This is a genomic window from Chryseobacterium sp. 22543, assembly GCF_052044565.1.
In the GTDB taxonomy this organism is placed as follows: Bacteria; Bacteroidota; Bacteroidia; order Flavobacteriales; family Weeksellaceae; genus Chryseobacterium.
This window is the reverse complement of sequence record NZ_JBQENH010000004.1, coordinates 414,210-427,884: the sequence shown is the minus strand read 5'-3', so window position 1 is coordinate 427,884 and position 13,675 is coordinate 414,210. Positions and strand designations below refer to the sequence as shown.

The window sequence follows — 13,675 nt, the reverse complement described above, 5'->3', positions numbered from 1 at the left end:
AATGATTCTTATATTAATAGCGATTTTGAAAAGCATGATTTATGTTAAAATTAGATAAATTTCTTATCGTGATACGGAAGATTCTGTTTCTGATTTTAACCTTGAATCATATTTTCTATCTATAAATAAAATTGGTAATGGGACAAAAAATAATAATTTTTTTTGTATTGTTTTTCACCGCACTGTCTTATGGACAGACCACCAGATATGTTTATGAAACGCTGGTAAACCCAGATTCTATCAATCTGGTAAGTATGAAAAGTGAAAGAACTTTTCTGGATATTAAGGAAGGACGATCCTTATTTATCAGTGAAAATAAATTGATAAGAGACTCTCTTTTTACTGCTCTGAGATCAGAAATGAAGGAAAATAAAAAAGAGGAAAAAGATTTTTCAAAACAGGAAGGAAGAAAACATTTTGAACCTACTTTTTTTGAATATTTTATTACAAAGAGTATTCCCGACCAAAAAGTGTATTATTATGAAAAGGCAGCTGGAAAACAAATTTATTATCAGGAAGACAGACCTGTAAAATGGGAAGTGACCAATGTTGTTGAAAAACAAAATGGATATTCAGCCCAAAAAGCAGTTGCAGAATTTGGAGGAAGAGTCTGGACAGGATGGTTCACAAAAGATATTCCTTTGTCGGACGGACCTTATAAGTTCTCAGGATTGCCAGGACTGATTGTAAAACTGGAAGATGACAAAGGAGACTATAAATTTGATCTTGTTAAAAAGATTATCGTTAAAAATGCTTTTGAAGAACAGATAAATGCTGATGCCAAGCAAAGTACAAGAGTTAATTTCCATGGTGATAAAGCGGCTCTGGAACTTGAATTTGGTAAAAACAGAAATACTATGGCGGGAAATAACGGTGGCGGAAATATGAATTTTGGCGGCGGAAGGCACGGCGGTGGTATGAATGGAGGAGGAATGAAAGGCGGCGGCCACGGTGGCGGTGGCGGGATGCATAGAGGTGGAATGGGTGGTGAAAACCAGAGTCCCTCTATGTCACAAGGCTCATCGGTAGATGTTCCTTCCTTTACGGGCACAGCCCAGAACCCAATTGAATTAAAATAAAGAAAATATAAATGAAAAAATTAGGTATTATTGCATTGGCACTCTTTATACAGAATGTTTCTGCACAGACAAACAGGTTTGTGTATCAGGTGACTATGAAGCCTGATGCCGAAAATAAAACGGATATTAAGACAGAAAATGCTTACCTGGATATTTCTCCGGAAAAGTCTGTGTTTTATTCGGAAAACAGGATTAAAAGAGATTCCATCATGCAAAAAGCATTTCAGGGCGGTGGTGGAAGAGGAAGTATTAACAGAGATCAGATGGAGGGCTTGAGAACTAATATCAATTATTCCATAGAAAAAGATAAAACAAATCAAAAGACGTATTTTAAAGACAGAATTGGCCGTGATCTCTATTCGTATGAAGAAGACAGACCACTAAATTGGAAAATTGAATCAGAAACAAGAAAAATAGGTGAATATAAAGTTCAGAAGGCCGAAACTGATTTTGGAGGCAGAAAATGGACAGCATGGTTTACAACAGATCTTCCTTATCAGGATGGACCTTACAAGTTTGGAGGACTTCCGGGGTTGATTGTAAAAGTAGAAGATGATAAAGGAGATTATTCTTTTGATTTAATGAAAAACTACAAAATCACGGAATTTCCTACTTTGAATCAGTTTGGAAATACTTTGAAAGTAAAAAGATCAGATTATTTAAAACAACAGCAGAAATTTAAAACTGATCCTATGTCATTCATGAGCCAGGGTGGAGGTTCAGGCGGATTTTCGACAACAGTGAGAGCTGGTGGTGGAAGAGGTCCTGGAGGCGGTGGTGGAAATCAGAATCCTGCCGATATGAGAAAAAGAATGGAAGAAAGGGTAAAAGAAGAAGCTAAGAAAAATTCTAATCCTATAGAATTGCAATAAATAAAAAAGCGGCCTTACTTTAAGGCCGCTTTTTTATTTTGTATAGTCTGAATAATTCTGATAAATTATTTTAATAATTGGTTGAAAGTATCTCCTTGTCTGATATCTCCGGTGTTGTAGCCTTTCATAAACCATTCTTTACGCTGTGCAGATGATCCGTGAGTAAAGCTTTCCTGATTGACATATCCCTGACCTCTTTTCTGAATGTTGTCATCTCCAACGGCTTCTGCAGCATCTATGGCAGCCTCAATGTCTCCAGGTTCCAGTATATGTTTGCTGTCATTTGTTTTTTTAGCCCAAACTCCGGCATAGAAATCAGCCTGTAATTCTGTAGCCACAGATACTCTGTTCATCTGTTCTTCAGAATATCTTCCACTTCTTCTTAACGCATCTACTTTTTGTGTGGTTCCTAAAAGTGTCTGAACATGATGTCCTACTTCGTGGGCAAGAACATAAGCTACCGTAAATTCTGTTACTTTAGCTCCGAATTTTTGCTGAAGCTCACCGAAAAAACTCATGTCCATATATACTTTCTGATCAGCCGGGCAATAAAATGGTCCCATGGCAGATTGAGCTGTACCACATGCTGAAGAAGTTGTATTTTCGAAAAGAACAATACCCGGATCGGTATAGGTCATTCCGTTTTCAGTGAAAATCTGATTCCAGGTCTGGCTATTCCATGCATCCATCATTTTGACCATTTCCCCAATTTGTTTTTCCCCGGTTGTAAGCTCTCTTTGTTCACTGGAATTTCCGGAAGACTGCATACTGCCGGAATTCAAAATACCGGATGGGTCACCTCCCAAAAAGAATACAATGGCTGCTATAATTAAAGTTCCGAGCCCTCCGCCTACAATCATACCACCATTTCCTCCTCCGGAACCACGGCGGTCATCAACGTTTCCGCCTCTGTCGTCTGTCCATTTCATAGTAATAAATTTATTCGTTAATTTAAATATTTTACGCCAAACTTTATGCTAAAAATATTTAGATATTTATCTGTTAAGTTGTTTCGTTTTTAGCCAGTAGGAGGTAGATTGATATGCTGATACGGCATCATCTACCAGTTTTTGGTCTGGATCTTTTAATAATTTTTCGTCGTAATACAGCTTAAAAGCTGGGGCCAGATCGCTTTTTTCCAATTCCAAAGAATATTGTTTTACCTTTTTTACCGGAGAAATAATGGTAAGACGCCCGTCTTTTATAAATCCAAGATCCTGATATGTTGCAACATAAGCTTTAGGTTGGAATTCTTTTTTGAAGACATCCTGTCCCAGAAATTTAGACTGATAACTGAAATTCAAAAGTCCCAAAACGGTTGGCATTACGTCTATCTGAGACATTAATCCATCAAACTTTTGAGGCTGAACAAACCCTTCTGAAAAGATCATCGCAGGAATTCTGTATTTATCCATCGGAAGTTCCGTTTTCCCGGCACTCGATGCACAGTGGTCTGCAATGATAACAAAAACAGTGTTTTTATACCAGTCTTGTTTCTTAGCCATATCAAAGAATAATTTAAGAGAGTAGTCGGTATATTTTACACCGCCTTCACGGGATTTTGCTGTTCCCGGAATATCTATTCTTCCGTCAGGATAAGTAAAAGGTCTGTGATTGGAAACCGTCATCCAGTGATTGAAAAATGGTTTCCCTGATTTTGCTTCAGTATTCATCACCTGAATCGCTTTTTTTGCCATATCTTCATCAGCAACCCCCCAAACATTGGCAAAAGTGATTTCTTCAGGTTTAAAATTATTTCGGTCTATAATTCCGTAGCCATTTCCACTAAAGAAATCCTGCATATTATCAAAATAGCTGTATCCGCCATATAAAAACTTAACATCATAGCCTTTAGATTTGAATACATTCCCGGTTGTAAATTTGTTTTTATTATCATCTCTTTTGATGATACTTTCTCCCGCTGTCGGTGGAATACACAATGTTAAAGCTTCCAGACCGCGTACTGTTCTGTTTCCGGTAGCATAAAGATTGGTAAACATCAATGACTTCTCTGCAAGGCTGTCAAGGAAAGGAGTAATTTTTTGTGTGTTGCCGTAATGTTCCATGAAATCTGCGGAAAGACTTTCAATAGAAATCAATACAACGTTTTTCTTCATTTCAGGCTGCTCAGCAACAATATTTCTTGATAATGTCTGCTGTGGATACTGACTTAGAAAATTCTTTTCGGCCTGCTGTTGATTGATCTGTGAATAAAACTGGAAGTAATCCAGCTCATTATGAGTAAAAGCCCAGTAGAACTTTGGAAGTCCGTTGGCCTCAATTTCGTCTGCAAAAACATTGTCTGACCTCATTTGAATCAGAGAAGGAATCGCCAGTGCACTAAGGGCGCAAAGTACCATGAAACTCCCCAGAAGAACCATTTTTTGTTTAAAATCCGGAAGCTCCAGCAGCTCATCTTTTGTTTTCTTATAAATGAACCATGTGATGGTAAGTGTAACGATCATTATCCCTGAAAATAATGGAACGACAGGATAGCTTTCCATGATATTTCCAATAACTTCATTGGTATATATCAGATAATCTACTGCAATAAAGTTATACCGAACTCCGAATTCATTGTAAAAGAAGTATTCACTTACTCCATTGAAAATAATCAGAAGAACATATAATAATAATGTAATGAAATATAGAGTGTTACGAATCTTTGTTCTTTGGGTCGGAAGGAAAAGCATCAATCCGAAGAAAAGGGTTTTTATTCCAACAAAAACAAGTGCTACCTCCATGATAGAACCTCCATATTGCTTGAAAATATTGTTAGGAACAAGCCATATATAAAGGAAGAATAAGACCAGTGCTCCCAAAATAATGTAGCCGTAAGGTTTTTTATATTTTGAATTGGAAAGGAAGAGAAAATAAAGCGCGAGAACAGAACTGGCAAGAACGAATACAAAAATATCATTCACCATGCCTATTAACAAGACTTTTAGGACCTCGAAAAACCTAAAGCTAGCTGTGGTAATAGGGTGAAAAAAGAATACTGTTCTTATTATCAATGAAATAATAAGATAGAAAACTCCTAAATATAGGAACGGTTTTATTTTTCTTAAAAACATGTATTTACTGTCTTTATTAGTTTTCACAAAGATAGTTTTTGTATAGAACTTTTGATAGAAAAAAACAAAAACATCCTGTTTATTAGTAAGATTTGTGATTTAAAATACCCAATAAAAAAGGACTATTAAAAAATAGTCCCAATATATTGTTAAGGCAATCTGCGGTTAAGAGTGTCCGAAACCGATATTTCCTTTTTTGTCAGATAATTTCTTTTTGAAATCAATCATTCTTAAAGCGGTAACGGCTGCTTCTACCCCTTTGTTTCCAAGATCACCACCGCTTCTTGCGATAGACTGCTCTTTGGTATCATCTGTCAATACGCAGAAAATAGTAGGGGTGTCAGTCATAATGTTACAGTCTTTGATTCCCTGTGCTACTGCAGAACACACGTAGTCAAAATGAGGTGTTTCCCCACGGATCACACACCCGATAGAAATTACTGCATCATATTTTCTTTCTTTGCAAAGCTGCATGCTTGCATAGTTGAGTTCAAAGGCTCCCGGAACAGGGAAAAGTTTGATGTTTTCAGGTTTTACCCCTTCTTTTTCAAGAATTTCCAAGGCTGCATCACGAAGATTGTACGTTACAAAATCATTCCACTCAGAAAAAACAATGCCGATAGAAAAATCTTCGGCATTAGTTATATGAAGTGGCTTGTAATCGGAAAGATTAACTGTTGCCATTTTTTAGTAATATTTAGTCATTTCAATATAAGAATCAGACATTCCGTTGTCGTAGTCCTGATATTTCTCATCAATTGCAGAGAAGTATTTTTTAGCTTCTGTATTTTTCTTTAATCCTAAAGCAACGATACCTGCTTTTCTTGTGAAATAGTATGTTGTATACGGATCATCAGAAGCGGTTGCTGCTTTGTCTAATAAAGCTAAAGCTTCATCGTTTTTGTTAAGACCTGATTTTGCATCTGCCATAGCTCCGAATTTCATTGCTACTAAAGTTTTGTTGTCAGATGAAAACTGGTCTAAAAGATCATAAGCTTCCTGGAATTTTCCTTCTTTGAACTTCAATAAACCTGCATTATAAGATGAAAGTTTACCGATTTTAGTAGAAGAATATTCGTTATATGTACCTACAAAACCTGGGTTAGCTGCAGATTTTCCACCCAAAGCATCTTTATCCTTACCTTCAGTAAGACTTTTTTGAGCAGAAAGGAAACTTTTCACAGCTTCAGCGTTCTTTGGAGCAACTATAAATTGCTTGTAAGCGAAGAATCCTAACACTGCTAAAATTAATGCTCCAAATACAAAACCTAGAGGTTTTGAATATTTTTCAACAAATCTTTCAGTGTTTAAAGCTTCTCTGTCAAGGTCTTTAAAGAACTCAACCGTTTCTTTACCTTCTTGCTCGTTCTGAGCACTCTTTCCCAATTTTGCCATAAGTTTTTAAAAATTGAAATGCAAATTTAATTGTTTCTGAGAGATTTACAAAATACTTTGTTTATATTGTTGATTTTATTTAAACAAATAATGTAAATTCTTATAAAAACGCTTCGACTCCGCTCAGCGTGACACTTCTAATAGTACTAATTGTACAGCCTTATTAGCGTTGTCATGCTGAGCGGAGTCGAAGCATATATCTTTATCTTGTTAGGATCAATCTTAATATCCTAAAACATGATACACTTCTGCACCAAATTTTTTCAATTTTTCATCACCATTCAAATCTTTTAAGCCAATAAGGAAACTGAATTGGGAAACAGTTGCGCCCTGTTTTTCTACCAATTTAGCTGCTGCTTCAGTAGTTCCTCCGGTTGCTAAAAGATCATCATGAATCAAAATTCTTTGTCCTGGCTTTATTTGTCCTTCACGGGTTTCAATAATAGCGCTTCCATATTCCAGATCATATTTTTCTGAAATGACGGGAGGGGGTAGTTTTCCTGCTTTTCTGATCAGAATGAAAGGAACTTCCAATGCTACGGCAATAGCGATTCCAAACAAATAACCACGGCTTTCGATTCCGCAGACTGCATCTACTTTTCCTTTACTGAAGGCTGCAAGATCTGCAATCACATCTTCGTAAAGTTTCGGATCTAAAAAAATGGGTGAAATATCCTTAAACTGTATTCCCGGAATCGGAAAATCAGGAATATTTTCAATTGTTTCTTCTAGTTTTTTGATCAGTTCTGCTGAAGCCATTTATTAATTGATTTTATAGCTAGAAATTTTCCAGTCACCGTTTACATTTTTAAGCCCGAAAGTTACTTTCAATGAAGTTGTCTTACCGCTTTTATCTGTTACATCATAGGTAGCATTTACGCTTGCACTGTTGGCTGTAGTACCACTTGTTGTAATATTCTTTACGCTTACATTTTTCACAGCTCCAAAACCTGAATTAGGATTAGAGAAAGATTCATAGCTTCCCCAGTTTGGATTGCTCGATGTATCGTAAGCCGCTTTTAAGTTCTGTGAACTTACGCTGTTCAAAAATTTGCTTACTGTATTTTTAGGATCAGCAGTCGGCTGTTTTGGCGTAGCTGGTGCCGTTGGAGTAGCAGTAGCAGGATCTGTAGGGGTTCCAGTAGTTGCTGTTGGATTGTTTGGATCAATAACTGCGCTTGGTTGTTCCGGTACAGCTGTTGTATCAGTTTTAGGAATGGCAGGAACTTTCAGAGCTGCTGCATTCACATCAAGACCGATTTTTGACATTTTGAAAGTTTTCGCAGTTGTTTTTACAGAAACTGTGATGTCGATTTTGTTATCTACCACTTTTGCTGCCGGAATAGAAGAGAACTTCAAGTTGAATCCTTTAAAGTTATTATCCTGCATCAGGTTTTTAGCGGTAGCAAGTCTTACTCCGTTACTGAATACTTCAAGGGTTGCTTCCAGACCTGCTCCTGTGAAAGATACCGGGTTTCCTGCTGCATCTACAAGTCTTGGTACAATTTGAATGGCAGTAGGAGCTCCGGAACCGTCATCGCCTGTAGGTCTTGTAATAAGGCTTAATGATCCTGCTTTTACGTCATTAGGATCGCTTTCTTTGGCTTTATCATCTCCGAAGATGTTCATTTCTCCGAGTGATGGCGGGGCAGTACTGGCCCATTCTATTCCGTTTTTCTGCGCAACTTCGTCTGCAAGGGACATAATTTCAGGAACTTTTTTTCCATTGATCAGTTTTCCAAGGGCTTTTAGCTCGTTTATATCACCATCAGCTTCTACGCCAAATGTTTTAAGGATATAAAGAGCCTCATTAAACTTAATCTGTTTAATGGTAGGTAAACTGGAAGTCATATCATTGATACTTGACTGCAGTGTTTTAGTATTCGTAGCATCTACATGATCTTTCTTACATGCTGTAAAAAGCAACAGACTGAAAACAAGTAGAAAAGAAAACTTTTTCATTTTTATTTGGTTTGTTGCAAATTTAATAAAACCTTTATTAATACTGGATTTTATTTTTTACTTTATGTTTTTTGCTTATTTATTATTTTTTTCCGGAAATGGATGCTGTTCTTTTAATTTTAGAATTCAATTGAGATATTTAGTACTCCGGAACAGAGTTTTCATTATTTTTTATTGGTTTGTTCTTTTAAATCACCTTTGAAAAAACTGCTGAAAATAGTCTGCATATTAGGAAATGACGAATCCTGCCAATAGGATGTCTTGTAATTACTGTTGTCTTTATCAAACTTCACTTTATCAATATCATTGTCATTGCTGAAATTAAGTTCTGTTGGATAAAAATTAGTATAAAGTGTTATCTGATTGTAATTGGGTTCACTTTTATGTTTCAATTTTACAAAAACAAGTTCATTATATTCCAGGAAATCTTTCAGGGTTTTTTCAGATCCTTTTTCAAAAGACATGTTTAAAATTGTTTTTATATCGTAAAATCTATATCCAAAGAATGAAAATTCTTTATCCTGAAGGGCTGCACCAGTAATCTCTATTTGATCTTTATGTTCACCCTTCAACTCTTTAACGGTATTTCTTTTTGTTTTATATTCTTCCGGGTTTCCAACATTTTTAAGTTTGGGTAGTTCCAGAGAATTGCTATAATCCCATTTTGAAGTTTCTTTTTTCTCATTTTTAGATTCTGCCAGCCTGAAAATTCTGTATTGTTCTACATTGGTACTTTTCAGTTTTTTGGATTTATTATCAAAAATGTAGGTTACAATTCCGTCTGCATAACTATTCAGTTTATTGTTCACCGTTACATAAGCATTAAAATTTCCTTTGATGAAAATGTATTTGGCAGGCTTATTATTTTTAATAACAACTGTTTCAATTTCTTTCACCTGGTCATTGATTTTAATGACTGGCTGATCAAAATCGGAATAGGATAGGGTGGCAACCAGAAAATTATTATAAACCAGCTGAAACTTTTCTTGGGCAGGTGACAGCGATTGCTTGTCAATCTTACCATCAATATCAGAGTAGGCGAGTATGCTTCCGTCTTTGCCAAATACGGAAACTCTGGGAAGAGGATTATTATTTTTTTCAGAAACAAATGTAATGACCTGTGCATTTGTGAATACGGAGATCAAAATGAACAGAAGGTAAACAAAGTGAATTTTTTTCATTGCAGTATTTTGTTTTTGGTGTTAATAGTAAAAACAGACTTCTATATAGAGACGAGAAAAACAGAAAATGGTTGCCTGAAAATTCTTATTGACGTCACTGCATAAAAAAAGACTGATCGTTAAACAATCAGTCTTTTATAATTTTATTTTGTTACAAGTCCTTAGAAAGGATACTCATAAATTTCGGATTCGTGTAAGAATGGGTTTCCTGTAGGAATCAACTTCAGTTTAGATAAAGCTGAAAGAACAGTAAACATAAATAATCCAGCTACGAATAGAACTGCTCCCAGGATTAACAAGAATACTTCAGGAGTGTTCCAGTATGGTCCTACCGTTCCCGGCATTACCATGTTGAAGTAATCTAAAAGGTGTCCTAAGATAACTACTACTGCCATTGTGGTAACTACTTTGTAGTTTCTCTTGATGCTGCTGCTTACTAATACCAATAGTGGTAATAAGAAGTTTACAATCAGCATTGGTAAAAACGTTGTACCATAGTGCTGGAATCTACCGAAGAAATAGTTAACCTCTTCCGGAACGTTTGCATACCAGTAAAGCATGAACTGAGCGAACCATGTATATGTCCAAAGCATACTTGTAGCGAAAAGGAAAACTCCTAAATCGTGTAAGTGGTTGTCATTGAACTGTGGTAAGAAACCATTTTTCTTAAGATAAACACTTAATAAGATGATTACAGCAATACCACTTGAAAGGCAGCTAACCATTGAATACCAGATATACATTGTAGAATACCAGTGAGGGTCAATAGACATCAACCAGTCCCAAGCCCAAGCTGCAGAAGCAAATCCGAAGAATACGATATAACCTACCGCCCATCTGTAAAGGAATTGATACTCAACTTTAGATTTAGTCTCATCTACTTTTTTAGACTGAGCTTTCAGTTTCCAAGCGAAGAAAGAGGCACCTAGTACATAGATGAACGTTCTGATTGCATAGAAAGGAATATTTAAGAATCTTTTCTTTTCAAATAGGATCACGTCAAAATGAGCAGACTCTGGATTTGTCAATTCAGGGTCCATCCAATGGAATAAATGACCATTATGAGTGATGTTTAAGATCATCAGGATAATCAGGATTGCACCACCGTAAGGAATATAAGAAGCAATAGCCTCCATTACTCTTGTGATGATAATTGGCCATCCTGCGTGAGCTGCGTGCTGAATACAGTAGAAGAACAGTACAGCGCAACTTACTCCAAAGAAAAAGACTGCTACAAAGTGCAGCGATGCTAATGGCTGGTTGTGAACCTGAAGCTCAGCATGCTCTAAATGAGCTGCGTGATCCTGTGGCCCAACCATTTCACTTGAGTGTGTAGGAGCATCATGACCAGAAGCATGAACAGCTTCCATCATTTGTTCTATTTTCTCAGTAGAAATTCCTTTGTTCATAAAGAAACCAATACCGAAAAGAACTAAACCTACAACAAGAAGTATTATAGAAGTTGATTTTAATTTTGGTGAAAAACTATACATTTCTTTTCTTATTTTTTAGTTTCGGTAGTCGTTTCAGTTGTTGCTGGTGCCGCCGCTGTAGCTGCTGCCGGTGCTGCTGCTCCTTTTTTGAAAGCACTCATCACATACAATGCTACTCTCCATCTGTCTCCTGCGTTCAGTTGTCCCGCATAAGATCCCATGGCATTTCTACCGTTTGTTAATACATAATGAACAGATCCTACAGTAATTTCTCTGTCTGCATAGTTGGGTACTCCAGAGAATGCCCCACTTTGTACGATAGGTCCTTGTCCATCACCTCCTGTTCCGTGACATGCCGCACAAGTGTGATCAAACAAGATTTTTCCTCTTTCAATATCCTTTGCTGCATTAGCTGGATTTAGAGGAGATACTGTAAGTTTTTTAGAAGCATCATACCCAGCGTTGTACTCGTCAACATTTTTAGGTAGTAAGCTTTCTTCAAAAACGCCATCTTTATTTTGAGAAACAGATCCTTCTACTGGAGCAAGACCTGTTGCACCACTATTTTTAACAAAAGCAGGAATTTCATTTTCATGATCTGAATAAGCATCCTGTGCTTTCATCAATGGATCATAAGCTACCGGAAAATACATATCCGGGAAATATACCAGCGGAGTATTGTCCTTTGGTCCACAAGAGTTAAGTAAAACCGTTGTTAAACCTAAAACCGCTGTAATTTTTAATACATTCTTTTTCATTTTAAGCGTCTTTAACAGTTATTTCTTCAACTCCAGTTTCAATAAGCAACTGTTTTACAGATTCTACATCTTCAGTTACAAATTCCATCATGAATTTATCATCAGTAGTTCTCGGGTCTGGGTTCTGAGCAGGAGCTCCTGGATACATTTTGTTTCTAACCAAGAAAGTTAAAGACATCATGTGAGCAGCACAGAATACCATTAATTCGAACATTGGAACTACGAATGCCGGCATGTTGTGTGCCCAGTCAAAAGCTGGTTTACCACCGATATTCTGCGGCCAGTCATGATTCATCACATACCAAGTTACAGTAGCACCGATAGTAACACCGTAAAGAGCATATAAGAATGCGGCATCAGAAATTCTAGTTTTCTTTAACCCTAAAGCCTTGTCTAGTCCGTGAACCGGAAACGGAGTATACACTTCGTTTATAGCGATTCCTTTATCGTTGAATGCCTTAACGCCGTTCATTAAATCGTCGTCGTCAGCATAAAGTCCGTATACAATTTTAGTGGTGCTCATCTCCTTCTTTTGCTTTATAAGTTTCACCTGAAATTTTCAGAATCGATTTTAATTCAGCCTGTGCAATTACAGGGAATGTTCTTGCGTATAATAAGAACAAAACAGAGAAGAATCCGATAGTTCCTAAATATACACCCACATCAATGATCGTTGGCTTAAACATTGTCCATGATCCTGGTAAGTAGTCTCTTGAAAGGTTGATAACGATGATATCAAAACGCTCAAACCACATACCGATGTTGATGATTAATGCAACAATGAATGTCCAGATAATGTTCGTTCTAAGTCTTTTGAACCAGAAAGAAGCAGGAACCACAAGGTTACAGATGATCAATGACCAGAATGCCCACCAGTAAGGTCCTACAGCAGCACCTGGAGAAAGATATGTGAAATCTTCAAATCTAGATCCTGAGTACCATCCGATGAAATATTCAGTAGCATAAGCTACAGTTACCATACCACCTGTAAGAACGATTACGATGTTCATAATTTCGATATGATACATTGTAATATAATCTTCTAAGTGACAAACTTTTCTTGCAATTAACAATAGTGTTTGTACCATTGCAAATCCTGAGAAAATCGCACCAGCTACGAAATAAGGAGGGTAGATTGTTGAGTGCCATCCTTTAATAACTGAAGTTGCGAAGTCAAAAGATACGGTAGTGTGTACTGAGAATACAAGTGGAGTTGCCAAACCTGCAAGAACCAAAGAAAGTTCTTCGAATCTTTGCCAGTGTTTTGCTTTACCACCCCAACCGAATGCTAGGAATGTATAAATTTTCTTAGTCCAAGGGGTTTTAGCTCTATCTCTGATCATTGCAAAGTCAGGGATTAGTCCCATGAACCAGAATACAGTTGATACTGAGAAATACGTCGAGATCGCAAATACGTCCCAAAGTAGAGGAGAGTTGAAGTTCCCCCAAAGAGAACCGAATTGGTTTGGTAAAGGGAATACCCAGTATCCAACCCAAACTCTACCCATGTGGATTACAGGGAAGATTGCTGCCTGTACAACCGCAAAGATCGTCATCGCCTCTGCAGATCTGTTTACAGACATTCTCCATCTCTGTCTAAATAATAATAATACTGCGGAGATTAGGGTCCCGGCGTGACCGATACCTACCCACCATACGAAGTTGGTAATATCCCAACCCCAGTTAATAGTTCTGTTAAGCCCCCATGCTCCAATACCTGTCCCGATAGTGTAAGCGATACAGCCGAATCCATAGAGGAATAGAACTAGTGCAGCATATAATGAGATCCACCATAATTTACCTGCTCTTTCTTCGATAGGTCGTGCGATATCTTCTGTAATATCGTGATAAGTTTTGTGACCAATAATTAGAGGTTCCCTTATCGGAGCTTCGTAATGTCCTGACATTTTTTACCTATTTA

At 37.0% G+C, this 13,675-nt stretch carries 13 protein-coding genes; 2 read left to right on the top strand and 11 right to left on the bottom strand.

Going from position 1 to position 13,675, the window contains the following annotated elements; genetic code table 11:
- Positions 1-137 precede the first annotated feature (137 nt).
- Together ACTJIP_RS16325 and ACTJIP_RS16320 are read left to right on the top strand one after the other, a co-directional pair.
- On the top strand, positions 138-1,079 hold the full coding sequence (locus ACTJIP_RS16325) for a GLPGLI family protein (protein ID WP_440704841.1): 942 nt from the start codon (positions 138-140) through the stop codon (positions 1,077-1,079).
- Between the two features lie 11 nt (positions 1,080-1,090).
- Complete coding sequence (locus tag ACTJIP_RS16320) at positions 1,091-1,951, top strand: GLPGLI family protein (RefSeq protein WP_077413361.1); 861 nt, start codon at positions 1,091-1,093, stop codon at positions 1,949-1,951.
- 65 nt (positions 1,952-2,016) lie between these two features.
- Here ACTJIP_RS16320 and ypfJ read toward each other — a convergent pair whose 3' ends face one another.
- From ypfJ to nrfD, 11 genes are all read right to left on the bottom strand, one after another.
- Positions 2,017-2,880, bottom strand: coding sequence for a KPN_02809 family neutral zinc metallopeptidase (gene ypfJ, locus ACTJIP_RS16315; RefSeq protein WP_077413362.1), 864 nt, complete (start codon positions 2,878-2,880; stop codon positions 2,017-2,019).
- A gap of 66 nt (positions 2,881-2,946) precedes the next feature.
- The gene (locus ACTJIP_RS16310) at positions 2,947-5,025 is read right to left on the bottom strand and encodes a sulfatase-like hydrolase/transferase (protein WP_440704897.1); all 2,079 of its coding nucleotides are present in this window, start codon (positions 5,023-5,025) and stop codon (positions 2,947-2,949) included.
- Positions 5,026-5,190: 165 nt separating this feature from the next.
- Entirely contained in the window at positions 5,191-5,709 is a 519-nt protein-coding gene (gene ribH, locus ACTJIP_RS16305) for a 6,7-dimethyl-8-ribityllumazine synthase (RefSeq protein ID WP_034734563.1), read from the bottom strand.
- 3 nt (positions 5,710-5,712) lie between these two features.
- Positions 5,713-6,420 carry a tetratricopeptide repeat protein gene (locus ACTJIP_RS16300; protein WP_440704840.1) on the bottom strand — a complete coding sequence of 236 codons (708 nt, stop codon included), beginning with the start codon at positions 6,418-6,420 and terminating at the stop codon, positions 5,713-5,715.
- 222 nt (positions 6,421-6,642) lie between these two features.
- A complete protein-coding gene (locus ACTJIP_RS16295; RefSeq protein ID WP_180564930.1) occupies positions 6,643-7,179 on the bottom strand; it encodes an adenine phosphoribosyltransferase in 537 nt (178 codons plus the stop codon).
- A 3-nt stretch (positions 7,180-7,182) separates the two neighbouring features.
- On the bottom strand, positions 7,183-8,382 hold the full coding sequence (locus tag ACTJIP_RS16290; RefSeq protein ID WP_077413366.1) for a hypothetical protein: 1,200 nt from the start codon (positions 8,380-8,382) through the stop codon (positions 7,183-7,185).
- Between the two features lie 164 nt (positions 8,383-8,546).
- Positions 8,547-9,563, bottom strand: a complete 1,017-nt coding sequence (locus tag ACTJIP_RS16285) for a hypothetical protein (RefSeq protein WP_077413367.1) — start codon at positions 9,561-9,563, stop codon at positions 8,547-8,549.
- 161 nt (positions 9,564-9,724) lie between these two features.
- A complete protein-coding gene (locus ACTJIP_RS16280) occupies positions 9,725-11,056 on the bottom strand; it encodes a hypothetical protein (RefSeq protein WP_047380198.1) in 1,332 nt (443 codons plus the stop codon).
- 8 nt (positions 11,057-11,064) lie between these two features.
- Complete coding sequence (locus tag ACTJIP_RS16275) at positions 11,065-11,754, bottom strand: c-type cytochrome (protein ID WP_219072037.1); 690 nt, start codon at positions 11,752-11,754, stop codon at positions 11,065-11,067.
- 1 nt (position 11,755) lies between these two features.
- The gene (locus tag ACTJIP_RS16270) at positions 11,756-12,277 is read right to left on the bottom strand and encodes a DUF3341 domain-containing protein (protein WP_047376185.1); all 522 of its coding nucleotides are present in this window, start codon (positions 12,275-12,277) and stop codon (positions 11,756-11,758) included.
- On the bottom strand, positions 12,264-13,661 hold the full coding sequence (gene nrfD, locus ACTJIP_RS16265; protein WP_428168572.1) for an NrfD/PsrC family molybdoenzyme membrane anchor subunit: 1,398 nt from the start codon (positions 13,659-13,661) through the stop codon (positions 12,264-12,266). Before nrfD ends, ACTJIP_RS16270 begins: the two co-directional genes overlap by 14 nt.
- Positions 13,662-13,675: the final 14 nt, after the last annotated feature.

Bases quoted from the DNA above. Each gene is read 5' to 3' on its own strand.
- ACTJIP_RS16295 (WP_180564930.1), bottom strand. From the start codon at position 7,179: ATGGCTTCAGCAGAACTGATCAAAAAACTAGAAGAAACAATTGAAAAT.
- ACTJIP_RS16290 (WP_077413366.1), bottom strand. From the start codon at position 8,382: ATGAAAAAGTTTTCTTTTCTACTTGTTTTCAGTCTGTTGCTTTTTACA.
- ACTJIP_RS16280 (WP_047380198.1), bottom strand. From the start codon at position 11,056: ATGTATAGTTTTTCACCAAAATTAAAATCAACTTCTATAATACTTCTT.
- ACTJIP_RS16275 (WP_219072037.1), bottom strand. From the start codon at position 11,754: ATGAAAAAGAATGTATTAAAAATTACAGCGGTTTTAGGTTTAACAACG.
- ACTJIP_RS16285 (WP_077413367.1), bottom strand. From the start codon at position 9,563: ATGAAAAAAATTCACTTTGTTTACCTTCTGTTCATTTTGATCTCCGTA.
- ACTJIP_RS16325 (WP_440704841.1), top strand. From the start codon at position 138: ATGGGACAAAAAATAATAATTTTTTTTGTATTGTTTTTCACCGCACTG.
- ACTJIP_RS16270 (WP_047376185.1), bottom strand. From the start codon at position 12,277: ATGAGCACCACTAAAATTGTATACGGACTTTATGCTGACGACGACGAT.
- ACTJIP_RS16310 (WP_440704897.1), bottom strand. From the start codon at position 5,025: ATGTTTTTAAGAAAAATAAAACCGTTCCTATATTTAGGAGTTTTCTAT.
- ypfJ (WP_077413362.1), bottom strand. From the start codon at position 2,880: ATGAAATGGACAGACGACAGAGGCGGAAACGTTGATGACCGCCGTGGT.
- ACTJIP_RS16300 (WP_440704840.1), bottom strand. From the start codon at position 6,420: ATGGCAAAATTGGGAAAGAGTGCTCAGAACGAGCAAGAAGGTAAAGAA.
- ACTJIP_RS16320 (WP_077413361.1), top strand. From the start codon at position 1,091: ATGAAAAAATTAGGTATTATTGCATTGGCACTCTTTATACAGAATGTT.
- nrfD (WP_428168572.1), bottom strand. From the start codon at position 13,661: ATGTCAGGACATTACGAAGCTCCGATAAGGGAACCTCTAATTATTGGT.
- ribH (WP_034734563.1), bottom strand. From the start codon at position 5,709: ATGGCAACAGTTAATCTTTCCGATTACAAGCCACTTCATATAACTAAT.